General features: G+C 54.2%; 23 protein-coding genes and 1 pseudogene. 6 read left to right on the top strand and 18 right to left on the bottom strand.

All coding sequences use genetic code 11. From position 1 onward, the window contains the following. Positions 1 to 32: 32 nt before the first annotated feature. The 3 genes from BM007_RS01480 to BM007_RS01470 form a co-directional block, all read right to left on the bottom strand. Complete coding sequence (locus tag BM007_RS01480) at positions 33 to 404, bottom strand: VOC family protein (protein WP_024908485.1); 372 nt, start codon at positions 402 to 404, stop codon at positions 33 to 35. Between the two features lie 94 nt (positions 405 to 498). Continuing rightward, on the bottom strand, positions 499 to 942 hold the full coding sequence (locus tag BM007_RS01475) for a PACE efflux transporter (protein WP_024908486.1): 444 nt from the start codon (positions 940 to 942) through the stop codon (positions 499 to 501). A gap of 74 nt (positions 943 to 1,016) precedes the next feature. Continuing rightward, positions 1,017 to 1,979, bottom strand: a complete 963-nt coding sequence (locus tag BM007_RS01470) for an NAD-dependent epimerase/dehydratase family protein (protein WP_090416929.1) — start codon at positions 1,977 to 1,979, stop codon at positions 1,017 to 1,019. Positions 1,980 to 2,073: 94 nt separating this feature from the next. Here BM007_RS01470 and BM007_RS01465 point away from each other — a divergent pair, with 94 nt between their 5' ends. After that, the gene (locus BM007_RS01465) at positions 2,074 to 2,982 is read left to right on the top strand and encodes a LysR family transcriptional regulator (RefSeq protein ID WP_090416927.1); all 909 of its coding nucleotides are present in this window, start codon (positions 2,074 to 2,076) and stop codon (positions 2,980 to 2,982) included. A gap of 275 nt (positions 2,983 to 3,257) precedes the next feature. On the opposite strand, the gene BM007_RS01460 is transcribed toward BM007_RS01465, so the two are convergent. The 6 genes and pseudogenes from BM007_RS01460 to BM007_RS01440 all read right to left on the bottom strand — a co-directional run bounded on the left by BM007_RS01460 (position 3,258) and on the right by BM007_RS01440 (position 8,022). Continuing rightward, positions 3,258 to 4,349 carry an HBL/NHE enterotoxin family protein gene (locus BM007_RS01460; RefSeq protein ID WP_048991625.1) on the bottom strand — a complete coding sequence of 364 codons (1,092 nt, stop codon included), beginning with the start codon at positions 4,347 to 4,349 and terminating at the stop codon, positions 3,258 to 3,260. A 35-nt stretch (positions 4,350 to 4,384) separates the two neighbouring features. Beyond that, entirely contained in the window at positions 4,385 to 5,272 is an 888-nt protein-coding gene (locus tag BM007_RS01455; protein ID WP_090416924.1) for an HBL/NHE enterotoxin family protein, read from the bottom strand. Between the two features lie 111 nt (positions 5,273 to 5,383). After that, positions 5,384 to 6,526 (bottom strand): HBL/NHE enterotoxin family protein, encoded by a 1,143-nt coding sequence (locus BM007_RS01450; RefSeq protein WP_048991623.1) that lies wholly within the window; start codon positions 6,524 to 6,526, stop codon positions 5,384 to 5,386. Between the two features lie 245 nt (positions 6,527 to 6,771). Then, a complete protein-coding gene (locus BM007_RS01445) occupies positions 6,772 to 7,041 on the bottom strand; it encodes a hypothetical protein (RefSeq protein WP_024908520.1) in 270 nt (89 codons plus the stop codon). A gap of 559 nt (positions 7,042 to 7,600) precedes the next feature. Further along, a pseudogene (locus BM007_RS22915) lies at positions 7,601 to 7,678 on the bottom strand (recombinase family protein); the annotation flags it as partial. Between the two features lie 17 nt (positions 7,679 to 7,695). After that, positions 7,696 to 8,022: a Silver-binding protein gene (locus BM007_RS01440; RefSeq protein ID WP_090416922.1), complete on the bottom strand. Its 327-nt coding sequence runs from the start codon at positions 8,020 to 8,022 to the stop codon at positions 7,696 to 7,698. A 301-nt stretch (positions 8,023 to 8,323) separates the two neighbouring features. Here BM007_RS01440 and BM007_RS01435 point away from each other — a divergent pair, with 301 nt between their 5' ends. Further along, positions 8,324 to 8,785: a hypothetical protein gene (locus BM007_RS01435; RefSeq protein ID WP_228117521.1), complete on the top strand. Its 462-nt coding sequence runs from the start codon at positions 8,324 to 8,326 to the stop codon at positions 8,783 to 8,785. Positions 8,786 to 8,828: 43 nt separating this feature from the next. Here BM007_RS01435 and silA read toward each other — a convergent pair whose 3' ends face one another. Genes silA through BM007_RS01415 form a run of 4 tightly spaced genes read right to left on the bottom strand, consistent with a single transcriptional unit; the run spans position 8,829 to position 14,997 of the window. Next, on the bottom strand, positions 8,829 to 11,969 hold the full coding sequence (gene silA, locus BM007_RS01430) for a Cu(+)/Ag(+) efflux RND transporter permease subunit SilA (protein WP_090416920.1): 3,141 nt from the start codon (positions 11,967 to 11,969) through the stop codon (positions 8,829 to 8,831). Positions 11,970 to 11,979: 10 nt separating this feature from the next. After that, complete coding sequence (locus BM007_RS01425) at positions 11,980 to 13,230, bottom strand: efflux RND transporter periplasmic adaptor subunit (protein ID WP_090416918.1); 1,251 nt, start codon at positions 13,228 to 13,230, stop codon at positions 11,980 to 11,982. Between the two features lie 11 nt (positions 13,231 to 13,241). After that, positions 13,242 to 13,583 carry a cation efflux system protein CusF gene (cusF, locus tag BM007_RS01420; protein WP_024908525.1) on the bottom strand — a complete coding sequence of 114 codons (342 nt, stop codon included), beginning with the start codon at positions 13,581 to 13,583 and terminating at the stop codon, positions 13,242 to 13,244. Positions 13,584 to 13,611: 28 nt separating this feature from the next. Beyond that, positions 13,612 to 14,997, bottom strand: a complete 1,386-nt coding sequence (locus BM007_RS01415) for an efflux transporter outer membrane subunit (RefSeq protein ID WP_090416916.1) — start codon at positions 14,995 to 14,997, stop codon at positions 13,612 to 13,614. A gap of 162 nt (positions 14,998 to 15,159) precedes the next feature. Between BM007_RS01415 and BM007_RS01410 the strand changes: the two genes are divergently transcribed. Together BM007_RS01410 and BM007_RS01405 are read left to right on the top strand one after the other, a co-directional pair. Further along, complete coding sequence (locus tag BM007_RS01410; protein WP_090416914.1) at positions 15,160 to 15,843, top strand: copper/silver response regulator transcription factor; 684 nt, start codon at positions 15,160 to 15,162, stop codon at positions 15,841 to 15,843. Continuing rightward, a complete protein-coding gene (locus tag BM007_RS01405; protein ID WP_090416912.1) occupies positions 15,833 to 17,287 on the top strand; it encodes a Cu(+)/Ag(+) sensor histidine kinase in 1,455 nt (484 codons plus the stop codon). Before BM007_RS01410 ends, BM007_RS01405 begins: the two co-directional genes overlap by 11 nt. A 3-nt stretch (positions 17,288 to 17,290) precedes the next feature. Here BM007_RS01405 and BM007_RS01400 read toward each other — a convergent pair whose 3' ends face one another. Continuing rightward, entirely contained in the window at positions 17,291 to 18,196 is a 906-nt protein-coding gene (locus BM007_RS01400) for a LysR family transcriptional regulator (protein WP_024908529.1), read from the bottom strand. A gap of 117 nt (positions 18,197 to 18,313) precedes the next feature. Between BM007_RS01400 and BM007_RS01395 the strand changes: the two genes are divergently transcribed. Further along, positions 18,314 to 19,729: an MFS transporter gene (locus tag BM007_RS01395; RefSeq protein WP_090416910.1), complete on the top strand. Its 1,416-nt coding sequence runs from the start codon at positions 18,314 to 18,316 to the stop codon at positions 19,727 to 19,729. 46 nt (positions 19,730 to 19,775) lie between these two features. On the opposite strand, the gene BM007_RS01390 is transcribed toward BM007_RS01395, so the two are convergent. The 3 genes from BM007_RS01390 to BM007_RS01380 are packed head-to-tail and all read right to left on the bottom strand — an operon-like array spanning position 19,776 to position 22,486. Further along, on the bottom strand, positions 19,776 to 20,771 hold the full coding sequence (locus tag BM007_RS01390) for a DUF2891 domain-containing protein (RefSeq protein WP_090416908.1): 996 nt from the start codon (positions 20,769 to 20,771) through the stop codon (positions 19,776 to 19,778). Between the two features lie 9 nt (positions 20,772 to 20,780). Then, entirely contained in the window at positions 20,781 to 21,767 is a 987-nt protein-coding gene (locus tag BM007_RS01385; RefSeq protein WP_024908532.1) for a DUF979 domain-containing protein, read from the bottom strand. Next, positions 21,764 to 22,486, bottom strand: coding sequence for a DUF969 domain-containing protein (locus tag BM007_RS01380; protein WP_008501655.1), 723 nt, complete (start codon positions 22,484 to 22,486; stop codon positions 21,764 to 21,766). The genes BM007_RS01385 and BM007_RS01380 overlap by 4 nt, the downstream gene beginning before the upstream one ends. A gap of 200 nt (positions 22,487 to 22,686) precedes the next feature. Between BM007_RS01380 and BM007_RS01375 the strand changes: the two genes are divergently transcribed. Beyond that, complete coding sequence (locus BM007_RS01375) at positions 22,687 to 23,232, top strand: winged helix DNA-binding protein (RefSeq protein WP_021240146.1); 546 nt, start codon at positions 22,687 to 22,689, stop codon at positions 23,230 to 23,232. Here the strand turns inward: BM007_RS01375 and glgX are convergent, their stop codons facing one another. Then, a complete protein-coding gene (glgX, locus tag BM007_RS01370; protein ID WP_090416906.1) occupies positions 23,233 to 25,308 on the bottom strand; it encodes a glycogen debranching protein GlgX in 2,076 nt (691 codons plus the stop codon). Positions 25,309 to 25,312: the final 4 nt, after the last annotated feature.

The following is a 25,312-nucleotide window of genomic DNA, read 5'->3' as shown; positions in this document are numbered from 1 at the left end:
GACGCATGACAGATATTTAATGACATCTGACGCTACAGACTCTGCGGCGCATGGCACACCGCCTCGATATTATGACCATCAGGCGAGATGACAAACGCGGCATAGTAATTTTCACCGTATGACCTCAACCCCGGCCCGCCGTTATCACGTCCGCCGGCGCGCAGTGCAGCATGGTAAAAATCATCAACCTGCTGGCGCGTATTGGCCACAAACGCCAGATGCAGAGGCGCGGGTTTGTCATTTGTATGGAAAAGGCAAAGTGAAACATCGCCGGAACTCATTTCTACACCATACTCCGGCGTGCCTTCATCGATGAGTTCTACACCAAGCGGGCGAAGCGCCTCGAGGAAGAAGGTTTTACTTTTTTCATAATCGCTGACGCCGAATTTCACATGATCAAACATTATCGACTCCTGAAAAGAGATAGAGAAATGAAGAGTATAGGAGGTGAGTGGAGTCGAAGATGATCAAAGGCGTGTCAATGTGACTGATATCTCGCTACATAACAGACCGTTTACGTCCAACAAACGTCCAGCGCAGATAGTCGTAAAGCCAGTTAAACAGCATCGTGTATGGCAGGAAAAACAGTACAAGACCAATCTCAACAAAAAATGCCTCAGTCATTGTAAGATTCAGCATAATCATCGCGACAGGCATTAAGGTTATGATGAGTCCCGCTTCAAAACCTACCGCATGGATCGCACGAATGAGAAATGTTCTTTCAAACTGGTATTTTTTCTGCAGGGAATCAAAGAGCTTATTAAAAATAAAATTCCAGACCGTTGCGGTAAGTGCGGATATGACGGACAACGTGCCTGACTGAAGTACAGACACATTCATCAGCCAGGCAAGTGACAGGGCGATAATAACGTTGGCCGTCACCTCAAAAATGACAGCATGGAAGATTCTCTCTTTAACACTTTTATTTAATTCAATTTCCATTTGATTAGGGCTGCGTTTTTCAAAAGCTTAAGTATATCAGACATCTTTCAACTCTTTCTAAACAGCAGGTTATGTTAAATACAGCCCAAACCAACTAATGTGGAATGTACGGCCTCATTAAGAGGGGTCTGCGGTTCGTGACCTAAAAAGGCAATCAGTTTTGAATTATCCATCTCTATTGTCTGCTCCCAAAGATAGCGCATCTCCCGCATTTCATGCAGCGTAGCGTTAAAGGGACTCATCGCAGAGATAAGCCACCAGGGAAACGACTTCACCTTCGCCTTTATACCGGCACGCTCCACGACGAGCTTTATGGCGGCGGTCATCGCTGTCCCATCAGGATCCCAATGCCCGCGCATATGGAAACTGGCAAACGGTTCGAGCTCATCCCGACGCGCCAACAGTGCAGCGAGCGTTTCGGCGACATCCGGCAGATAAGCCCACTGGTGGCCTGCGCCGGTTTTGCCGGGGTTTTTAATGACCCGCGGTGGATGCCCCGGTTTGACCAGTCCCTGTGAAAACCAGTTGTTGCCAGCATGGGGACCAAAAAAGTCTCCAGCCCGCAAAATCAGCACCTTTCCGCCACGCTGTGCATAGGCTGCGAGTTCCTGCTCCATTTGCACGCGTATGGCGCCTTTTCGGGTAACCGGATTCTGAGGGGAATCCTCGCGTAAGAGGGGAAAAGCATCCGGACCGTAGTTATAAATCGTGCCCGGCAGAACGATTAATGCACCGTTTTTCTCCGCTGCGCTGATGGTGTTATGCAGCATGGGCAAAACGAGCTGTTCCCAGTTTCGATAACCCGGCGGGTTAACGGCATGGACAATCACGCTGCATTCTGACGCCGCCGCCTCAACCTGTTCAGCATTCAGCGCATCTCCGCTTATCCACGAAATGCTATTGTTGCGATCGGCATTTTGCGGAGTGCAGCGGCGCAATGCACGCACATCCCATTCGTCCCGGATCAATTTACGGGCTATTTCGCCACCGATCCCACCCGTTGCGCCCAGTATTAGTACCTTATTTGTGCTTTTCATCATCTGACCCTTATTGGATATCTGCTTGACATCTTAATGACCGCACGGGCTAAATGTAATTGCATAATATAAGCCAGCAGGTATGCATTTTTGTATGAAGCTAAATATCCCGTGGGAATGGTATCGCACATTTTTGGCCGTGATGAGGGAAGGGTCTCTGTCAGGGGCCGCACGCAGGCTTGCCATTACCCAGCCAACCGCCGGACGTCATATTGCAGCACTGGAATCGGCCCTCGGCCTTGTTTTATTTACACGTTCACAGACAGGATTGCAGGCTACGGACGCAGCCGTCGAGCTGAAGGGCCATGCGCAAGCGATGGAAAATACGGCCATGATGATTGAGCGGTCAGCTGCCAGTTTCAGCTCCGGCGCAGCCGGATTACGAGGCGTGGTGCGCGTTGCCGCAAGTGAAATCATCGGCACTGAAGTTCTGCCTCCAGTGATTGCACAAATAAAGGAGGCATACCCGCAAATAACCGTTGAACTGGTTCTGTCTAACCGCGTTCAGGATTTACTGAACCGGGAAGCGGATATTGCTGTACGCATGACCACACCGGTGCAGGAGCAACTGATTGCTCGTCGGATGGGCAGGATTGAAATAGGTCTGCATGCCGCGCCAGCCTATGTGTCACGACATGGAGCACCGGAAAGTATTGATGCGTTATTCACCCATACGCTTGTGGGTTTCGATAATATGACGCCCTTTATTTTACAAGCACTTAAACAGTACCCACAGCTAAACCGCGAGCTGTTTACCGTGCGAACCGACAGCGATATTGCACAATTAAACCTCATACGTGCCGGAGCAGGTATCGGTATGTGCCAGGTGCATCTGGCCGATTTTTCTCCGCCGTTACAGAGGATAATGCCTGATTTCTTTGCATTTCATCTCGACACCTGGCTGGTGATGCATGAAGATTTACGCCACAGCCAGGCCTGTAAAACGGTGTTTGATTTTCTTGCAGAGGGTTTACAGGCTTATATCAACAGGGCAAAACGGTAAGTAAACCTGGGAAGAACAGTACCGTTAAGCCGGCATGCGCTGGACGCGCTGTGAGATAGCCGGCGTAGACGCTTTCAGAAGCCAGGCCAACGATGTCCGCAAAACGCCAGATTTTCCCTGATTCCATACAAGTGCGCATAATGTATATTATGTTAAATCATGTTGATTATTAACTTACGCTGTTTTGTACCACCCACCTTCAACCAACGGTGCTGACGCTATACCTGTTCTAAAAAGCTTTTCTGCCCGGCGGTTGCCGGGCAGCTCCTCGCCTGTCATGCACTCGACTTCAGTTCATTTGCGGGAACAGTATTAAAAGGCAGCGGCCCTAACTGCATCACGCTTCCCGCCTGATCGCCTAGCTGTTGCCACTGGCGTTTCATCGCGCTCAGCCTCAGTGCCAGATACCCTTTTGAACTCTGCTGCAGGTCGGCCAGCGTTTGCTGGTAGCTATCAGCAACGGTCTGCCATCCGTTGACCAGCAGCTTAGCGGCATCAATGGCAGACTGAGAAAGCCTTTCACTGGCCGTCAACTGGTTATAAACCGTGTCAAAAACAGCCACTTCCAATTCAAGCCCGACGAGATTGGTCAACGTTGTGCTGTACTCTTTTTGCGCTTTGACGATATCGGCAGAGCTTATGGTCATCGCCAGCGTTCCGCCCGCGACCAGGGTAATACCTGCAGCCAGAAGCGTTTGCGTTGCCCCACCGGTTTCGATAATTGTTGTGGCCGCAATGACAATCATGCCGATCCCTATAATGTCGCTCACCGCTCCCGCCGAAATCTGCACAATATCTGCATCCATCTGTTTATTTAGATCGTTTAGCTTCTGCCGAAGTGCCGATATTTCCCCTTTATCACCGGTAATTTGCGTCTGCACGGTTTCTTTAGCCGCTTTAAATGTGCTCTGACTGCTGTTGATCCCATTCACATAAACCTGGACGTTATCGACAAACACCCCCGTGGAAGTGACATTTTTCTGAGCAAGAAAAAGCAGCTGCTGGATGCCCTGCTGGATATAAGGAAGCTGGCTTTTATCCCCCATGTCATATTTTTGTGCCGCCGGAAGAAGTGCATCGACATAAGCCCCCACCTGATTCGAAAAATTACGCACATTCACCAGAGAAGAGATGGCCGCCGGATTAATCGAGGACAACCATTCCTGCGCCTGATCGCGCGCAATAGCCTGCTGTGCAGGAAGATCAGGTAAAATATCTAAATGAATGTTGGGTTGACATAATACAGTGCTCGCATAAGTCTGTTGAGCAATCGATGAAGCACCAATGCCCTGAATACCTGTCATTAAGGTATTGGTTGATGATGATTCAGTATCATTTTTCACAGCTGCAATGGCTTGCATGATCATAATGAAAACCTCAAAGTCGTTAATTGGTTTTTGCCTTACTGCAATTGCTCAACGGTGCGCATCACTTCCTGCCAGTTCGCCTGCACGGTATTAACCGAGACGATAAGAAAATCCGCAGTCACCTGTTGTTGGGTGACCTCCGACAGCTCGGCCGTCACGGTTTGCCAACCATATTGAAGAGATTGTGTCAGGCCACACAAAATAGCGGTTCCTTTGGTCAATGCGTTCAGTGCATCACTGGTGGCGCCGAGCTGTCCTATTTCCTGATAAAGCCTCTCCGTTTCCTGTTGCGCCTGACCAATCGCCCGCTCTGTGCTTTGCACATAGCCTGTTAATTCCATAATGGCGGCGCCAATCCCAAGAGTAAAAATGCCGATGATAATTTCCATCCGCTTTTTACTTTCAAGCTCAGCATTCAGCGCATTCAGCTGAGCGTTAAGAGCTTCTAATCTTGCCCGATCGGCAGCTAATAACTGTTGCGCCCTTTGCTGATCGGCTAGCAAGTTCCTTGAGTCCGTCGTAATGTCATTATTAAAGGAAATAACAACCTCATTGAAATTATTCAGAGAGGCGGATAGCGGCGCGCTGTCGGAGAGTAATTGCTTAATCTGTCCCTGAGCTTTTGTGAGATATCCCTGTCCGTCAGGACCATTTAATTCAGAACGGATGTTAGAAACCGTAGAATCCAGCTCGTCTCCAAACCTGATAACCTCGGAATACAACGAATCCATTTCCACCACAATGTCAGACAGATAATAATTCGCATGATTGTGGACGGAGACAATATTTTCATTCAGGTCGGGGATCTGCGGATCGTTAATGGGCGGAAGCTGTTCTAATTGTTGTACGACCAGCTTCATCTGTTGACGCACATTTTGTTGAGCCGTTAATGCCTGAGTAAAGCTGACTTTTAATGCTGGCATACTCTGAACCTTAGACAAGGGTCTTTTATTGGCATCATCGTGAAACGATGCGTCCGGTTTGTCTGTTAAAACAATCAGACCCTCACGGGCCTGATTGATGATTGATGAACGCTATGCAGCAGCCAGCCGTGCAAACGTCGCCGTTGGGTTAGGCAACAGGATCCCACCGCTGGTAACCGATGCGTTGCTGACCGGTAAAGAACCATAATCCAGGAGTTTACGGGCATGATTGCCAACATCATCCCAGTCCGCTTTCGCCGCATTGAGTTGCGCGATCAGGAAATAACCTAAATCGGGGGTCGCGCTGGTCAGCGCCGACTGGAAGACAATAAAGTCCTGTTCAAGCGTCTGCCAACCTGCCAGTAAAGAACCCGCGGCCTGAACCGCAGCGGATGCCTGGCCTGAAAGGTTCTGAACAATCGTATTCACGTTTTTGGTGGCAGAATACTGTTGTTGTAGTTTTGTTCTGGTCGTAATGGCCGTGCTGAGCGCGCTGGTTTGCTTGGCATAGTCAACTCCCCCGGCAATGGCAACACCAGCACCGGCTCCAACGACCACCAATCCACCGACAATCAGTGCGGTACTGACACCTGCGGTCGCAATTTCCGCCAGTGCCCCCACGGCAATCATTAATCCCCCTACTACTGCGGCGGTTGAACCCGCTGCAATCATAGTCAAGTCTTTACTCATGGCGGAATTAATAGCGTCGATTTGTTTCCCCAGTGCGGCAATTTGCCCGTCTTTACCGGCTAATGCCGCCTCTGCCGTCGAAAAATCACTAGCGAAATTGCGGGCATCTTCGGCAAGCGTGGTCTGGAACCCCCCCACTGAATTAACCACGGTATGCGTAGCGGTTTGTTTTTGAGCGACCAACGCCTGAAGTTGCTGAACACCCAGTTTAAAAGTATTAATTGATGCTGTGTCCGAAGGGTTTTGCTGTATTTTTACCGCCAGCTTAACCAAAGGGTCATAATAGGAATCAAAATTGTTAGAGAAGCTCACAATATCCGTATTGGTTGAGATCATTTGCGGCTGTATGACATCGCGCCAGGATGTGGCATGGTCTCTGGCTTTTGCCTGATGTTCCGGTAGATCGGGTAATATATCAGGCAGAGAGAGATCGGCCTGTGTTAAAATGGTGCCGACATAGTTTTGAATAATCACAGCTGCCGTGGTTGAGGCATCAGCACTCGCTTTCATGTTATTACTGTTAATCGACGGATTAGTGCCGGCCTGTAGAATATGATTTAGCATTATTAAATACCTTTTCCGTTACTAAGATCGGAGTGAACTCTTAGAACTCAGTTAAATATAAAACATATTGACCGTGGCTAATCAGGTCATTTCATACCAAGGAAATCGCGTTTTAAGCTCACGACTTCTTTCAATAAGTGGATTAAAGAAAAATCAACTTAATAAAAATCACTTATTTACGAAAAGACCGTCAAAGCCTGGAATATTTTCCTAAATCACGCATTGACACAGTATTGATTGAAAGTTCAGATTCGGGTGATTCCGACAATATGCGGAGCCCCCTGCAAAGGCTGGAAGATTTCAACAATAGACTCCCACACCACTAAAGCAGGCGGAATTGAAGCAAGGCACTTGAAGCGATAATTTGTCCCGGCCACTAACTGCGTTGAGACGGCCTGCGGCTCATACGTTACACCAACAAATCCCGCCATGGCTTCTTTAAATACCTGCCAATCTTTTTCAGTCAACGTATGATAAGCCGTCCAGCCACCAACAATAGTCTCTTGATTCGACATGATATTGCCTCGATATTAGTCATCCTACTCATTTGGCTTTTCGGAGTTCGCCCCATCTATTTTGAAATGGTTTCTGGAATCCATTTATTTCCATACATATTTGTAAAGAAAAAAACCACCAGCTTCAATCTGGCAGAAGCTGCTTGTGATATATTTTATATTTTAGCCAGTGCAATAACTGGCAATCAGAACGTTCTTAAATATTAGTGGTACAATCATTTCCCGCAACTGACTTTAATAATACGGAATTTCATTTTACTGCACCATGGGTTACATGGTGTAATGTGCCACTTTATAACATAAGTAAAGTAGCAATGATGGCTTTTTCATCTTAATCCAGAGTAATACCTCAAGTGATTAATTATTATCAGAATAAACACCCCCTCCCCCAGAAAAAGGCAAAGAAAAATCGCTTTTGTTTTAAATTAACAATTAAGCAATTGTTAATGGTTAGTTTATTTATTAATCAAAGCTTAATTGTATAAATATTTTAAATTTTGATTTGTAGGCCTTTTTTCGGCTGAAATAAAAAACCCGCAAAGTTACCTGCGGGTTTTCAAATTGCTGTGCCGCCCATTTTCGCGACCACATGCAGACGGTACACTTCAGCAGGATCGATGGAGGGTTTACGGCCTCGAGAGGCTTCGCAGCGGATTAATTCTCTGTCATCTGGCGACGATGTTGTTGCGCCTGCTGCTGATGGCTGACCGAAGACTGGCCGTTATTCGCCGTCTCGTGTGCAATCGCCGCTTTCTCGTGTTCATTCATCGCAGAAAACGACGTCGCTGTTTCGTTAGTACCGCATGGACGGGTTTTGATCATCTCCTTATGCATTTCCGCCATGCCCTGGCTCGAATCCGATGTGTTGCTTTGCATCATGTTATGGGGCAGTGCTGCCTGTTTGTTGCTGTTTGTCTCTGCCGCCCAGCTGGATGCAGAAACCGCCAGGAGGGCAATAACAGATAAAAGGGTCTTTTTCATAACGGTATCTCCGAAGTTAAAGCGCCCAACAGTTGGAGGCCTTCTTTATAATGAATTATAAAAACCGGCTACTGTTTATCGCATGACTGGCGAGTGACATTTCTGTCACTCTATGAGCTTATTCCCTACCCTATTCCGGCACTCAAGGAATGAGAGATACAAAACGTTGATTATTCAAATAATTAGAAATTTATCCCGTCACCTGCAACACTGTAACGAGGTGGCTACCAGCATAAGCAATGCCTCCCCGACACAGTTGCAACAGCTAAAGACTCAGTTGGCTGAAGAAATGGGCAAACCTGTGGGCCTACACACCATGGGGATTCCCGCGGCAATCAGTACTCTCGGGGTGATTGTCAGTTTCGCTATTCCTCAGCTGTGGCTGGGGTATGGCGTACTCGCCGAACTCGACCAGCCAGCGGGACACGTATTCGTCTGGGTTGTCCTGATCGCCCTTCTGTTCGCTGGCCTTAACGGCGTGACGATGTTTATGATTGGCAAAGGCAGCATGCGCGCCGTGCGGTTACACCTTACGCTGGCGGTGATAAGCCTGGTATTAACGGCAGCCTATCTGCTGGTCGCGCTGAGCGGTAGCGCTGCTCCGGGCGTCAGTCTGACCGCGGCGCTAGTGAGTACCGTCATGCTACTGCTTAGCGGCAGCTGTATCCTTTCCACCGCCTTCTATAAGATGCTGCTGTTTACTCTGCATAATCGTGCCTGGCGCAAGCTTCTCAGCCAGACGCGTGCTAAAACAGCGCGCTAAGCGTTCATCCCGTAAAAAAAAACCGCCATCACTGGCGGTTTTTTTATGGCTTTTTATGCCTGCGCAACCAAATTAACTTATACGCCGCAGGAATAATAAACAGCGATAGCAGCGGAGCCGTGATCATCCCGCCAATCATGGGCGCCGCTATCCGGCTCATGACTTCTGACCCGGCACCGGTACCCCACAGAATGGGCAGCAGACCGGCAATAATCACCGCGACGGTCATCGCCTTTGGCCGCACGCGCAGCACCGCGCCATGATAAAGAGCGTCATCTAGCCCCTGTTCGGTGAACGTTTCCCGATGGGATAACGCCGGGTGCGCTTCAATGGCATGACGCAAATACATCAGCATGACCACCCCAAATTCTGCCGCTACCCCGGCCAGAGCGATAAAACCGGTGCCGGTTGCCACAGACATATGGAAGCCCTGCCAGTAGAGGAACCATATTCCTCCGACCAGGGCGAACGGCAAGCTCATCAGGATCAGCAACGCTTCATCCACGCGACGGAACGCCAGATACAGCAGAATGAAGATGATCATCACCGTCATCGGCACCATCAGCTTCAGTTTCTTGTTGGCGTGTTCGAGCAGTTCAAACTGTCCGGAGAATGAGACGCTGGTACCCGGTCTCAGCTTTACGTTCTGACTGATAGCCATTTTAATGTCGTTCACCACCGACACCATATCCCTGCCGCGGGCATCGATATAAATCCAGCTCGCAGGTCGGGCATTCTCCGTTTTTAGCATCGTGGGGCCGGAAACCACGTTGATATCCGCCACATCGCCCAGCGTGATCTGCTGTTTCATCGGCGTGAGGAGAGGCATCTGCTTCAACGCGCTCGGGCTGTTCCGGTAGTCCTGAGGATAGCGAATATTAATCGGGTATCGGGCGACGCCTTCCACCGTTTCACCCACCGTCGCCCCGCCGATGGCCGAGGCGACAAAGAGCTGCACATCACCCACCGTCATCCCGTAGCGGGAGGCTTTTTCCCGGTTGATATCGACATCAATGTAGCGCCCGCCCTCCAGACGTTCAGCCAGGGCAGACACCACGCCCGGCACCGTTTTGGCTACCGCCTCGATGCTCTGCGCCGTGGCGTCAATATCCGACAGAACGGTACCTGACACTTTGATACCGATGGGGCTTTTGATCCCAGTGGAAAGCATATCGATGCGGTTACGAATGGGCGGAACCCAGAGGTTCGCCAGGCCCGGCAAACGAACGGTCTTGTCTAGCTCATCAACGATCTTGTCAATCGTCATGCCGGGCCGCCACTGATCCTCAGGCTTGAGCTGAATGGTGGTTTCCACCATTTCGAGCGGCGCGGAATCCGTTGCCGTTTCGGCCTTGCCGGTTTTGCCAAACACCGAGGCCACTTCAGGCACGGTTTTGATGAGTTTGTCCGTGGTCTGTAACAGCGCGGCAGCTTCAGCCGGAGAGACGCCCGGCAATGTTGACGGCATATACAGCAGGTCACCTTCATTTATCTTTGGCAGGAACTCGCCGCCCACCTGGCTCAGGGGCCAGATCACCGTGAAGATGGATAAGGCCGCAGCCAGCAGGGTTGTTTTAGGCCAGTGGAGCACACGAATCAGTAGCGGATGATAGGCTTTAATCAGTAGCCTGTTCAATGGGTTACTGGTCTCTGCGGGGATTTTACCCCGGATCCAGAATCCCATCAGGATGGGGATCACGATGATGGCCAGCGCGGCCGCGCCCGCCATGGCGTACGTTTTCGTGAAGGCCAGCGGACCAAACAGCCGCCCTTCCTGACCCTCAAGGGTAAAGATAGGAATGAAGGACAAGGTGATGATCAGCAGGCTGATAAACAGCGCGGGGCCAACCTCGACAGAGGCGTTGGTGATCACCTTCCAGCGCGTAGCGTTATCAATCTGCTCTCCCGGATGCTGGTGATCCCACTCTTCAAGCCGTTTGTGCGCGTTTTCAATCATCACGATAGCGGCATCCACCATCGCGCCGACGGCAATGGCAATGCCTCCCAGCGACATGATATTGGCGTTCAGTCCCTGGAAATGCATGACGATAAAGGCAATACACAGGCCAAGCGGCAGAGAGATAATCGCCACCAGCGCCGAGCGAACGTGCCACAGGAACAGGGCGCAGACGATGGCCACCACGATAAACTCTTCGAGCAGCTTGGAACTCAGGTTGTCGATTGCCCGATCGATGAGCTGGCTGCGATCGTAGGTAGTCACAATCTCAACACCTTCCGGCAGGCTGGCCTTCAGCGTCTCCAGCTTATCTTTCACCGCCGTAATGACCTCGCGCGCGTTTTTACCCGAACGCAGGATCACCACGCCGTCCGCCACTTCACCCTGCCCGTTCAGCTCGGCAATACCGCGCCGCATTTCCGGCCCCGTTTGTACGCGGGCAACATCACGAAGGTAAATCGGTACCCCGTTCTCGCCGGTTTTCAGAACGATGTTATTGAAATCGTCCATCGTCTGCAGATAGCCGCTGGCCCGGACCATATACTCCGCTTCCGCCATTTCAACTGACGATCCCCCTGCCTCCTGGTTAGACGACTCAAGGGCCTGCTTAACCTCCGGCAGACTAATGTCGTACTGAGCCAGTTTTAACGGATTGACCTGGATCTGATACTGCTTCACCACGCCGCCGACGGAGGCCACTTCAGCCACATTCGGGATCGTTTTCAGTTCAAATTTCAGGAACCAGTCCTGCAACGAGCGTAACTCGGCGAGATCGTGTTTTCCGCTGCGATCCACCAGCGCATACTCAAATATCCAGCCCACGCCCGTAGCATCAGGGCCTATTTCTGAGCTCACACCGGCAGGCAGTTTGCCCTGAACCTGGTTCAGATACTCCAGCACGCGCGAACGGGCCCAGTACAAATCGGTACCGTCTTCAAAAATGACATAGACATACGAATCACCAAACTGCGAAAAACCGCGCACGGTCTTTGCGCCGGGAACCGACAGCATGGTGGTGGTGAGTGGATAGGTGACCTGGTTTTCAACAATCTGCGGAGCCTGGCCGGGATAGCTGGTTTTGATAATCACCTGAACGTCAGACAGATCGGGCAAGGCATCGACCGGGGTGTTGATGATGGTCCATGTCCCCCAGATGCTGAGGAAGAGCGCCCCCATCATGACCAGGAAACGGTTGGCGACTGACCGCCGGATAATCCATTCAATCATCATCGTCTCCTTAATGGCCAGAATGCGCGCCGTCAGCCGTTTCAGCGTGACGCATGCGCTCCAGCGCGCCGGTAATATTAGCCTCCGAGTCAATCAGGAACAGACCGCTGACCACTACCGACTCTCCCTCTTCCAGTCCGCTACCAATGCCGGACTGCTGCTGAGCTTCATGCAGAACGTGGATCCTTTTCGGCACAAAATTCCCGTCCGCATCAACGGTAATAACGCGCTGTTCTTTGCCGGTATCGATTACGGCCTGGGAGGGGATCAGCAGCATTTCCTGGCTTTGGGTATTTAGCTTCAGGTACGCATTCATGCCCGGTTTCAGCAGTTCATCCTTGTTGGAGACCTGCAGGCGCACCTGCAGCGTACGGGTGGTTTGATCCACGCTCGGCAGAAGACTCCACTTTTCAACCGGGAAGGATTTATCCGGATAAGCCGGTATGGAAACAGCAAACTGCGAGGTATCTTTCAGCAGATAAGCGATGGATTCAGGTACTGCCGCGCCGATCCAGACCGGATCCATTCCCTGAATTTGCGCCACCACCTTATCTTTGGAAATATTCATCCCGGTACGCAGGTCAAAGGCCGTGATCACCCCGTCGATAGGCGCCTTGATGGTAAACCGGGTCTGGATCGTTCGGGTCGCACGCAGCCTCTGAATATCGTCATCCGGCATTCCGGCCAGGCGAAGACGCTCCAGCACACCTTTTATTTGCGTTGGCGTTCCACCGGTGCCGGATAGCAGCAGAAACTCGCTCTGCGCTTCGACCCAGTCCGGAATGGTAATATCAATCAGCGGCGTGCCTTTCTTCACCTTATCGCCCGTCGTCAGCGGATACACTTTCTCCACGAACCCTTCCGCGCGCGCCTGCACAATGACAAACTGATAGTCGTTATAGCTGACGTTGGCCGGGATCGTCTGGGCATAATTCAGCGTTCCGCGCGTCACCTTTTGCGTTTTTAATCCCAGATTCTGAACCTGTGTCGGGTCGATACGTATTCCGGTGCCGCTTTTATCGTCATTTTCGTCCGCATATTTAGGCACCAGATCCATATCCATAAACGGCGATTTACCGGGTTTATCGAATTTAACGTCGGGCTTCATCGGGTCATACCAGAAAAGCACCTTTCTTTCAGAGACGCTGTTTTCTGTTTTTTCAGACGAATGAAAAGCCTGCCATGCCGTTACCGATATCAGCCCTCCCGCAATCAGGCTGCTGACTATCATGGCAGCATATTTTATTTTTAATGAGGCCATGCCGTATCTCGCTATTTAATGCTCTTCAGTAAAGAGATATTGCCCTGCTGAACAAATGAAAAATCAACGTGACTGCCGACTTTTAAGGCGTTGATGCTCTCATCGGCCTGAATAAAGGTGAAGCGCATGGTCATTGCGGGCCAGCCAATCGCCGGGATGGCCTCATGAGAAATCGTGACTTTTTTATTCGTGAGATCAATGTCCTTCACGATACCGGTCCCGGTGATGAGCTGCTCTGAGCTCCCTTCGCTGGCAGCACTCATCCCCTCGTGCTGATGAACTTCAGCCTGGAGGCCAGCAGAAAACACAATAGAGATCGCACCGAATACAACAGCCTTAAGTGAATTGCGCATGTTTATTTTCCTGTTTAATTAAATAACGTTATTCGACCCAACCGCCGCCGAGCGCGGTGAAAAGATTAATTTCATTAACCTGCCGGGCATAAATAAGGTCGAGAATATTTTGCTGCGTGGAGAAAAGAGAACGTTCCGCATCAAGCACTTCGATATAGCTGACCGCCCCGCTGGAATATAACCCTCTGGCCCGCTGCAGGGTGATGCGTAGAGAATCAAGATACCGCTGTTGCGCAGCAAGCTGCTGGTTAATGCTGTCCCGCAGCGCGAGCGCGTCGGCAACCTGTTTGAAGGCGGACTGAATTTTTTGTTCGTAATTAACAACCGACTGCTGCTGGCGAATTTCAGCCAGCTTCAGGTTGGCCTTATTCCTGCCCGCATTGAAAATGGGAATTTCGATTTTAGGAATAAAATTCCACATCCCGCTCCCTGACGTGAACAGGCTGGATAATTCCGTACTACCTGTGGAAAGTCCGCTGGTTAGTGATATGGACGGGAAAAAGGCGGCACGCGCCGCGCCGATATTCGCATCGGCCGCTTTAAGCTGGTACTCCGCCTCCATAATATCCGGGCGCTGCAGCAGTATCGCTGAGGAAAGATGGGGAGGCAGTTTTACCGGCGCGACATCGCCGGCATTCATGCCGCTGTCGCCCGGGAGCGCGCGATACGTGCCGAGGACCAGCTGCAGGGCATTATTGGCCTGCGCCAGCTCTCCCTCTCGTTTGGCAATATCTGCCTGCGTGCTTTCGATCTGTCCCCGGGCCTGTTCCAGCGCCAGGACGTTCGTACTGCCCGTCACCAGCTGCTGCTCAACGAACGCATAGGACTGCTGGTAATTTGTCAGCGTTTCCCGCGCAACACGAAGCTGTTTATACGCCAGCTGCTGGTTGAAATAGCTCTGGGAAACGTTAGAGACGAGCAGGATATGCACCGCGCGACGGGCCTCTTCGCTGGCGAAATAGTTTTGTCGGTCAGCCTCGCTCATGTTCCTCAGCTTGCCGAAGAAGTCGAGTTCATAGCTAAGCGCAAGGCCCGCGTCGTACTGCTGCGTGGTGGGTTTGTCACTTTTAAGCCCGCCGCTGTACGTGATAGCCGAAGACGCATTCAGCTGAGGATAACGGTCTGCATCCGTCACGTTGAACTGCGCCCGCGCCTCTTCAACCTTCAGGGCGGCCATTTTTACATCGCGATTGTTATTCAGGGCTTCCGTAATCAGCCCCGCTACCTGCGGGTCGACAAAAAAGGTGCGCCAGCCGGTGTCCTGATAACCCGCCACCGCGGGCGTCAGACCGTTGCGCGAGAGTGAAAATTGCTGAGGTACCGGTGACGCCGGGCGCTGATAGTCGGGGGCCAGCGAGACGCAGCCTGCCAGGATAAATACCGTACTGATGCTTAGTCGTTTTAACAGGAACATAACGGTCCAGATGAAGTCCAGAGTATTTTTAGGGCTACTCTACGGAACACATCCTGTTTGACGGGTGACAGGATAATGACAATGTTGTCATTTTTAACGTAAGTCATTGTGAACGGTCGCGGGCGCCATAGAATGTCATCAGCAGCCATTCTGGGGAGCACGATGAAAATACTGATCGTCGAAGACGAAATGAAAACCGGTGAGTACCTGTGTAAGGGGCTGACTGAAGCGGGGTTTGTCGTAGACCACGCGGATAATGGCCTGAACGGCTACCATCTCGCCATGACCGCTGAATACGGTCTGCTGATTCTGGATATCATGCTGCCCGATGTGAACGGCTGGGACATTGTCCGTATGCTCCGCTCTGCGGGCAAAGGGATGCCCATTCTGTTACTTACGGCTCTCGGTACGATTGAACATCGGGTCAAAGGGCTGGAGCTGGGCGCGGATGATTATCTGATTAAGCCTTTCGCCTTTGCCGAGCTGCTCGCCAGGGTAAGGACGCTGTTAAGACGCGGAAATACGGTGATCGCGGAAAGCCAGCTTCAGGTGGCAGATCTTACGGTTGACCTCGTGTCGAGAAAGGTCAGCCGGGCCGGAAGTCGCATCCTGTTAACCAGCAAAGAGTTCAGCCTGCTGGAGTTTTTCATGCGCCATCAGGGAGAAGTGCTTCCCCGCTCCCTGATTGCCTCCCAGGTGTGGGACATGAATTTTGACAGCGACACAAACGCGATTGACGTGGCGGTAAAGCGGCTGCGCGCGAAAATCGATAACGATTTTGAACCGAAGCTGATCCAGACGGTGCGCGGCGTGGGCTATATGCTGGAGGTGCCGGATGCACGTTAAGTTTCCCCGGCGCCCCTTTTCTCTTGCTCTGCGGCTGACCTTTCTTATCAGTCTCTCCACTATACTGGCCTTTTTCGCCTTTACCTGGTTTATGCTCCATTCCGTTGAAAAGCATTTCGCCGAGCAGGATGTCAGCGATCTGCAGCAAATCAGCACTGCGATGCACCGCATACTGCAATCACCGGCCGATCCCGATCAAAAGAAAATCAGCAAGATTAAAGAGTCGATCGCCAGCTACCGCAACGTGGCCGTCCTGCTTCTGGATCCGCAGGGCAATACCCTGTTCAGCTCGGCGCAAGGGGCGGCTTTGCGCCCGGCAATGAACACGGCGAACTTTAGCGAACACCGTCGCGCACAGGATGTGTTTCTCTGGACGGTAGAAGACCCGGCCAACCCCATGCACGCCGGGTCCGACATGAAAATGGAAACCTACCGGATTATCGCCTCTTCAGGCACGGCGACGCTGCAGGGAAAAACACAGGACTACGTCATGCTGATCGGGCTCTCCATTAATTTTCATCTCCACTATCTTGAGGCGCTGAAAAAGAATCTCCTGGCGATTGCGGCGGTTATCAGCCTGCTGATTATCCTTGTCATTCGCATCGCGGTGCGCCAGGGACATTTGCCTCTGCGTAACGTCAGCAACGCCATAAAAAACATCACCTCTGAAAATCTGGATGCACGACTGGAGCCGTCCCGCGTACCCGTTGAGCTGGAGCAGCTGGTCATCTCCTTCAACCAGATGATCGAAAAGATTGAAGATGTCTTTACCCGTCAGGCTAACTTTTCCGCCGACATCGCGCACGAAATCAGAACCCCCATCACCAACCTGGTGACGCAAACGGAAATCGCGCTGAGTCAGAACCGCACTCCGAAGGAGCTGGAGGATGTGTTGTACTCCAGCCTGGAAGAGTACAACCGGATGACCCGCATGGTCAGCGACATGCTTTTCCTGGCGCAGGCGGATAACAATCAGCTCATCCCTGACCGGGTGATGTTTGATTTAAGCGCCGAGGTCATGAAAGTCTTCGATTTCTTTGAAGCCTGGGCGGAAGAACGCCACATCGCGCTGAAGTTTAACGGGATGCCCTGCCTGATAGAAGGCGATCCGCAGATGTTCAGAAGGGCCATAAATAATCTGTTATCCAACGCCCTGCGCTATACGCCAGCGGGCAAAACGGTGACGGTCACTCTGCGAAAACAGGATAACGACGTTGAGCTGGTGACAGAAAACCCCGGGCCGCCGATCCCGCCGGCGCATCTGCCGAAGCTGTTTGACCGTTTTTATCGCGTCGATCCGTCCAGGCAGCGTAAAGGCGAAGGCAGCGGAATTGGGCTTGCTATCGTGAAGTCCATTGTCACCGCACATCAGGGAAAAGTCCGCGTGGAATCGGATGCGGTGTCGACGCGCTTCATCCTCACCGTGCCGGGGAAAGTGCTCTGAGCGTCAGCAAACAGCACGGCACACCTCAAGGACCTTTTCCCTGAGCCACCGGTGCGCCGGGTCCCTCTCCATGCGCGGATGCCACATCTGTGAAACCGTTATGGTCCGGGTCTTAAAGGGCAGTTCAAAGACGTGCACGCGCTCGGTCATCGCCTGATTGAGCAGATATAACGCCGGCACCATGGCAATCAGATCGGACGCCAGCGCCACGGATAACGCCGTCGGGAATCCAGGCACCACGCTGGCGACCTTGCGCTTCATCCCGCGCTCCGCCAGCGCCTCATCGACAAACCCGTGCAGCGATCCGTCCGGCGAGGCCACCACATGCCCCCAGGCGACATAGTCACTCAGGCTGACCTCCGGCTGCTCTGACAGCGGATGCCCCTTACGCACCGCGCCAACAAACCGATCCTGAAAGAGCCTTTGCAGCCGTATTTCAGGCCCCATGTTACCCTGCACGCCGATCTCCAGGTCGACCAGCCCCTCACGTAAATAGCGCGACGTTTTTTCCGGTTTCGGTGAGAAACGGATGCACACCCCGGGCGCGACGCTCGCCACCGCAGCAATGAGCAGAGGCCCAAACGCCACCACAAAACCGTCGTTGGCCCGGATGGTGAACAGCCGTTCAAGGCTTTCCACCTTCAGCGTGTCGGTGGAGGGCTGCAGCACCGCCCTCGCCTCGTGCACGGCGCTTCTGGCGCGGTCCCGGGTGGCTTCGGCCCAGGGCGTCAGCACCATATGACGACCGGCCCGTACCAGAATAGGATCGCCGGTCACCTCCCGCAGCCGGCTCAGGGTGCGGCTCATGGCGGAGGTGCTCAGGCTCAAACGTCTCGCCGCGCCCGCCACGCTGGCTTCTGCCAGCAGAACGTCGAGCGCAACCAGAAGGTTAAAGTCAGGATCGGACACGATGCCTCCTCAGATGTGGCGTTACATGCAATGATTAAGTGCAAATGATGCGTCTTCCGCCCTGTATACCGCATGATTATAGTTTCGTCATCACGATTCTTATCCGGAGTAACGACAATGACGCTATTTACCAACCTGCCCGGCGATGAAGGTTTATCCGGGCATGAACGCGCCAGGGTGATGGCCGCCGTTATGACCACCACGCTGATGGGCGTTTTTGACGGTACCATGATCAACATCGCGCTCCCCTCCATGGCAAGAGCGATGCAGGTCCCTGCGAACGTTGCGGTCTGGTTCGCCAACGGTTATCTGCTGTCAGCGGCGATGACGTTGGCCATCTTCGCGGCGCTGGCAGCCCGCGTGGGCTATCGCCCAATCTTTCTGGCCGGGCTTGCCACCTTTACGCTCACCTCGCTCGGCTGCGCGATGGCAACAACGCCGGAAATGTTAACCGGGATGCGAATTCTGCAGGGCATCGGCGGCGCGGCGACCCTGAGTATTGCTCCGGCTATCCTGCGCTCCGTTTTTCCGGGCCGGCTGCTGGGCCGCATTCTGGGGCTGCACGCCCTGCTTATTGCCTCCAGCACGGCGATTGCCCCGGTACTCGGCGGAACAATACTGGACGCCCTGAGCTGGCAATGGCTGTTCGCCATTAATCTTATTCCAGGCAGCATCGCCCTGCTGCTGGCATGGCGGGCCTTGCCGCGGGAATCGGCCGCTGACCGCACTCCCTTTGACGCGCCGGGCGCCGTGCTCTCCGCCGTCCTGTTAGGTTCAGCGATCATGCTGGCCGACAGCCTTCAGCATGTGACGGAGCACATTAACCGGCAGGCCGTCTGCTGGGGCGTTGTCGCGCTGGTCGGCGCCTTCGCCTTTACCTGTCGGATTCGGCGCGCGCAACATCCGTTACTGCCGCCGGTGATGTTCAGAAACGGGCACTTCACCCTCGCCGCGCTGACCTCGCTGGCGTCGTTTGTGAGCCAGGGGATCACGTTTGTCGCGCTGCCGTTCCTGTTTCAGAGCGTGTATGGCTACAGCCCGGTGGTGTCGGCGCTGCTGTTCACCCCGTGGCCGATTGGCATCGTGCTGATCGCGCCGCACGCGGGTCGCTGGGCGGATACGATCTCCGCGCCGCTGATCTCGACCCTAGGGCTGATCGTCTTTGTCGGTGGGTTGGTCCTGCTGGCCACGTTGCCGGAGAATCCTTCCGTATGGAATATCGGCCTGCGCAGTCTGGTATGCGGTATTGGATTTGGCTGCTTCCAGAGCCCCAATAACCGGGAAATGCTCGCTAACGTCGCGCGGGAATATGCCAGCTATGCCTCCGGCGTGTTGTCGATTGTGAGGACATTCGGCCAGTGTCTCGGCGCCGCCGTGGTGGGGGTGCTGCTGGGAGCAGCGGCAGGATGGGACCATCAACATGCTATCCATGTTGCACTGTGGCTAGCCGTCATCGCCTCGACGGGTTCGGTGGTATTTAGCCTGAGCAGGCTGCGCTCTGCTCGGCCTACAGGCAAGCGTTGCACAATGTAGGCCGGGTAAGCGCAGCGCCACCCGGCAAGAAAGACGACTCGTTTGTTTACTCCAGCGCCAGCAGCGCAAAGCTCGCCAGCCAGTGCCCGCCGCTATAGTGGCTGCCGACCACATGCCCGACGCTGGCGGCCAGATGTTTCGTCACCGCCTCGCGCAACGCCGGTTGCGCCGGGTGGCTGGCAGGAAGCGCTTTCGCAATGTGCTTCATACACCACGCGCGGCTGAGGTTTAATCCGTCCAGATGGGCAATTTTCGGGTCGGTACGATCGCTCACTTCCGCCGGGTTCATCAGTGCCGTAACGGCGCTCACCTCCGGCAGAAACGCGTCAAACCAGGCCGGGAAGTCTTCAGACACCTTGCTCATCAGCAGCGCCTCCGTCAGCGCGCCGGAAATATACTCGTCTCCGCCGGGCTCATAATGAGCCGGATAGCGCGTGTCGGCGAGATAAAACCGCTCCGCTTCCGCCAGAATCGCCTGTTCAAGCGCCTTGTCTCCCACTGTGCGACCGTAATCGAGCGCCAGCGCGAGGGCAAACGCGGTGTTGTAGTGCGTCCCGACGCGGATCGGATAGGTGAGCTTACCGAGGTAATCCACCAGCCGGTTGCGAATATCCTGGGTGAGCGGTGCCAGCGTCTGGTACCAGCCCGCGGCCTGCGGCAGCGACGACTGTTTCAGCTCCTGGGCCAGCGCCAGCAGCCAGCCGTAGCCATACGGTCGCTCAAACGAGGCGCGGAACGGCACGGTAAAATAGGCCAGCTCCTTCGCCACGTTCTCTTCGGTCATGTGCTCGTCAAAAAGCGCGACGATCGCGTCCCGAGACGGTAATTCTGGATAGAGCCGCACGCAGCGCAGCAGCAGCCAGTAACCGTGCACCGCCGAATGCCAGTCAAAACAGCCGTAGAAAATCGGGTGCAGTTCGCGCGGCGGCAGAACGTCACCATCATCATTAAGCAGGTGCATGATGTGGTTCGGGTATTCCTGGCGCAAATAGGTCAAAGGCATGCGGGCAAACGCGTCGGCCTGATGTTGCGTTAATTCCATGACAGCTCCTTAGCGAAACACGAGGAAATACATTAAGAACACGTTCACCACCAGCAGGGTTAACGCGGTCGGGATCTGGATCTTGATCACCTGATATTTGTCTTTCAGCTCCAGCAGCGCGGCGGGAACGATATTGAAGTTCGCGGCCATCGGCGTCATCAGCGTGCCGCAGTAGCCTGCATACATGCCAATCGCCAGCAGCGGCGCAGGGTTGCCGTGATGCACGTTGATCAGAAACGGCAAGGCGATACCGGCACTTAACACCGGGAAGGCCGCAAAGGCATTACCCATAATCATGGTAAACAGCGCCATACCCACGCAGTAAATCACCACCAGCATAAAGCGGCTATCCGGGTTCACAAACAGGCTCACCACCTTCTGTACCGAGTCGCCCGTGTTAGCCACCACGAACACGCCGCCGAGCATGGCCAGCATCTGCGGCAGGATCACCGCCCAGCCGATAGTATCGACAAGACGACGAGACTGACGAACGGCATGCAGCGGCGTGCCTTTGGTCAGCCACCAGCCGGTGAGGATCGCCGCGACGCAGGCTACGCAAAGCGCCGCCAGTGTGAGCTGCTTCTGATCGAGCAGAAACACGCCGCCGACCGAAACGCCCTTCAGGAATAACGTGCCCAGCACCGTCACCACCGGGATCATCAGCGCAGGCAGGAACAGCCAGTTTTTGAGCCGGTTCGATGAGGCAACGCGCTCCTCCTCGGTCGACATTTTATAGTGCCCTTTCCCGACCAGACCAAACCCCGCCAGCAGCGCGATGGCGATAACGCCGCCGCCGATAATCCGGTACGCCAGCGATTTGCCGAGTTCCTGAACCATCAGATCGCCAAACAGGAAGATCCCGCCAAACAAGAACCAGAACAGCGCGGTGGTAAAGCGCTTCGGATTGGCGCGATCGCGCAGGGTCATCACAACCAGCAGCATCACGACAAAGCCAATCAGGTAGTACACGCGGTTAATGGTGATAAGCGTCATCATTGCGCGGCCTCCTGCGTACCCTGCTCTGCACGCCAGGCCATCACGTCGCGACGGATACTTGCATCGAGGCGCAGCAGGCGCGTCATATGAATAATCAATGCCGCAATGGCGGTTGGGATAGCCCACAGGCCGATATGCAGCGGTTCAATGCCCTGAATGCCATTCTCTTTCAGAAACGCGTCGATCAGCAGCACCGCCCCGAAGGCAATAAAGATATCTTCCCCAAAGAAGACCGCGATGTTGTCACACGCGGCGGCATGGGCTTTGATTTTGTCGCGAATGTGCTGCGGCAGCTCGCCATATTCGTTCAGCGCCGCTCCTTCGGCCATCGGCGCCAGCAGCGGGCGCACCGTCTGCGCGTGACCGCCCAGCGACATCAGGCCCAGCGCGGCGGTACCTTCACGGGCGACAAAATAGAGCATCAGAATACGCGCTGAGGTGGCGCTGGCGATCTTCGCCACCCAGGCCTGGGCGCGCTCTTTAAGCCCGTAATATTCCAGCAGGCCAATCACCGGCAGGATCAGGATGAAGGTGGCCAGCGATCGGCTATTGACGAACTTCTCGCCGAAGGTCTCCAGCAGCATGCCGAAATCCATACCGACCAGCAGACCCGTCGCCAGCCCCGCCACCACGACCACCAGCAGCGGGTTGAAGCGCAGTGCAAAACCAATAACCACGATCGGTATCCCGATCAGCGGCAGCAGCGTAGTACCGTCCATAACGTTTACCCTATCGAAAGTGAGCGTTGCGCGCCGACGGCTATTTTTTTAATTTGCGGCGAGCGATGTTGTGTTTTGTTGGCAGGCTTCGCAAAACCTGCGCTAAAAAGCTATATCTGAACCTCAAAAACATGTAAACAAATTATCAATAAAATGTTCTTATTTTATCGATGAGTTTACATTTCTGGCTAAGGAACGTTATGACCTCAGAAAAGAGTGCTTCACCCGATCGCGACGATATCAACGAGGGCCGGATCGTCTCTTCCCGCCATCTGGTATCCGAGCGCTGCGCGGAGTTATCAGAGCTGGAATATGCGCTGATCATGACCGGCAACGCCTTTAACAAATGGATGGTGCGCTGCATGACGGCTGCCGGCGAGCCCGATATGGGCGCCTTTGACGTTTCGCTGCTGCATCACGTGAACCACCGCGACCGCAAGAAAAAGCTGGCCGATATCTGCTTCGTCCTCAACGTGGAAGACACCCACGTGGTGACCTATGCGCTGAAAAAGTTGGTCAAAGCAGGCTACGTGACGAGCGAGAAAGCGGGGAAAGAGCTCTTTTTCTCTACAACGGAGGAAGGGAAAGCGCTGTGCATGAAATACCGGGACGTGCGGGAGGCGTGTCTGATTGCGATCCACGCGGAGAGCGGCATTGCCGGGAAGTCGATTGGCGAGACCGCGCAGCTGTTACGCACAATCTCCTCCCTGTATGACACCGCCGCACGGGCGGCGGCGTCACTGTAACTAAGGACGGCGGAACAGCGTAATGCTCCGTCCGGCCAGCGCGTACTCAACGGTTTCGGTGATCGCTGTCCCGGTGGCGGCATCATCCGCCGTAGACAGCTCCAGCACCCATCCCCCTTCGCCAAACTGCGGGATATGGAACGGCACGGTGCCTTCAAACGGATTGAACAGCATCAGCACGTCGTGCCAGATGCCGTCCTCCTGCTGAAGATCCGGCCTGCTGATGGAGACCCCGAGCGTTGAGCCTTCATCCCACTGCTCGGCCTGCTGCGGACCGCCTCCGGCATTGAACCAGCGGATCTCCAGCCCGTCGCGCCAGCTTTCACGGCGCAGCAGCGGCTGTTGCGCGCGAAGGGCAATGAGACGACGGGTAAACTCGCGCAGCGCGGCGTCGTTTTCGGAGAGCCCCTTCCAGTCGATCCACGAGATTTCACTGTCCTGGCAGTAGCCGTTATTGTTCCCCTTCTGCGTGCGGCCAAACTCGTCCCCCGCCAGCAGCATCGGCGTGCCGTGGGAGAACAGCAGCGTGGTGAGGAAATTACGTTTCTGCCGTTCGCGGGTAGCGATAATATCCGGGTTCTCGGTTGGCCCTTCCTCGCCGTAGTTGTACGAGCGGTTATCGTTATGCCCGTCGTTATTATCCTCGCCGTTGTCGGCATTATGCTTCTCGTTGTACGACACCAGGTCATTCAGCGTAAAGCCGTCGTGGGCGGTGATAAAGTTGACGCTGGCCCACGGGCGACGCCCACGCAAATCGTACAGATCGCCGGAGCCAAGAAGCCGCGCGGCAAAGTCCGTGGAGACGTTGTCCCCCTTCCAGTACTCGCGAACGGTGTCGCGGTATTTGTCGTTCCACTCCCCCCAGCCTGGCGGGAATCCGCCCACCTGATAGCCGCCGGGACCGATATCCCAGGGTTCACCAATCAGCTTCAGTCGGGATAAGACCGGATCCTGAGTCATGGCGTCAAAAAAACCGCCGCGCGGGTCAAACCCTTCGGGCTCGCGGCCCAGGATCGTCCCGAGGTCGAAACGAAAACCGTCAATGTGCATCGATTCCGCCCAGTAGCGCAGGGAATCCATCACCATCTGCAGCACGCGCGGATGCGAGGTGTTGACCGTGTTTCCCGTCCCGGTGTCGTTGATGTAGTACCGGTGCTGGTCCGGGAGCGTGCGGTAATAGCTGTAGTTATCAATCCCCTTAAACGAGAGCGTCGGGCCAAGCTCGTTCCCTTCCGCCGTGTGGTTGTACACCACGTCAAGAATGACCTCAATGCCCGCGTCATGATAGGCGCGCACCATGTCGCGAAAACCCTGGATCCCCGCCGGGCCGTAGTAGCGCGACGCCGGAGCAAAAAAGCCCAGCGTGTTATAGCCCCAGAAGTTCTTCAGACCGCGGTCGAGCAGATGCTGGTCGTCCGGGAACCAGTGAACTGGCAGCAGCTCCACCGAGGTAATGCCCAGGCTTTTGATATAGTCGACCGAGGCTTTATGCCCCATGCCTTCAAACGTGCCGCGCAGCTCGGGTGGTATGGCCGGGTTCATCTGGGTAAAGCCTTTCACGTGGCTCTCATAGACAACGGTATGCGGCCAGGGCACGTTCGGCCGGCTGTTGTCCTGCCAGTCAAAGGCGTTCGGGTCGATGACCCTGCCTTTCGGCGTGAACGGCGCGCTGTCCCGCGTGTCAAAGCTCAAATCCAGCTCGTCATGCCCCAGCTCATAGCCGAAATGGGCATCGTTCCAGTCGATGTCACCCACCAGTTCGCGAGCGTAGGGGTCGATAAGCAGCTTATGCGGGTTGAAGCGATGACCGTTTTCCGGGTCGTAGGGGCCGTAGACGCGATAGCCATACAGCGCCCCCGGCTTCAGGTCAGGCACATAGCCGTGCCAGACCTCATGGGTATACTCCGGCAGCTCCAGCCGGGCGATTTCCGTTTTCCCGGACGGGTCAAACAGACAGAGCTCCACCCGTTCAGCGTGAGCGGAGAACAGCGCGAAGTTAACGCCCTTCCCGTCATAATTCGCCCCCAACTGCTGGCCATGACCGGCCCGAATTTCAAACGTTGTATCCTTTGCCATTTTC

The sequence above is a fragment of the Enterobacter sp. NFIX59 genome, from assembly GCF_900113755.1.
GTDB classification, from domain to species: domain Bacteria; phylum Pseudomonadota; class Gammaproteobacteria; order Enterobacterales; family Enterobacteriaceae; genus Enterobacter; species Enterobacter pseudoroggenkampii.
The sequence above is the reverse complement of the archived record's forward strand: the minus strand, read 5'-3'. Positions and strand labels throughout refer to the sequence as shown.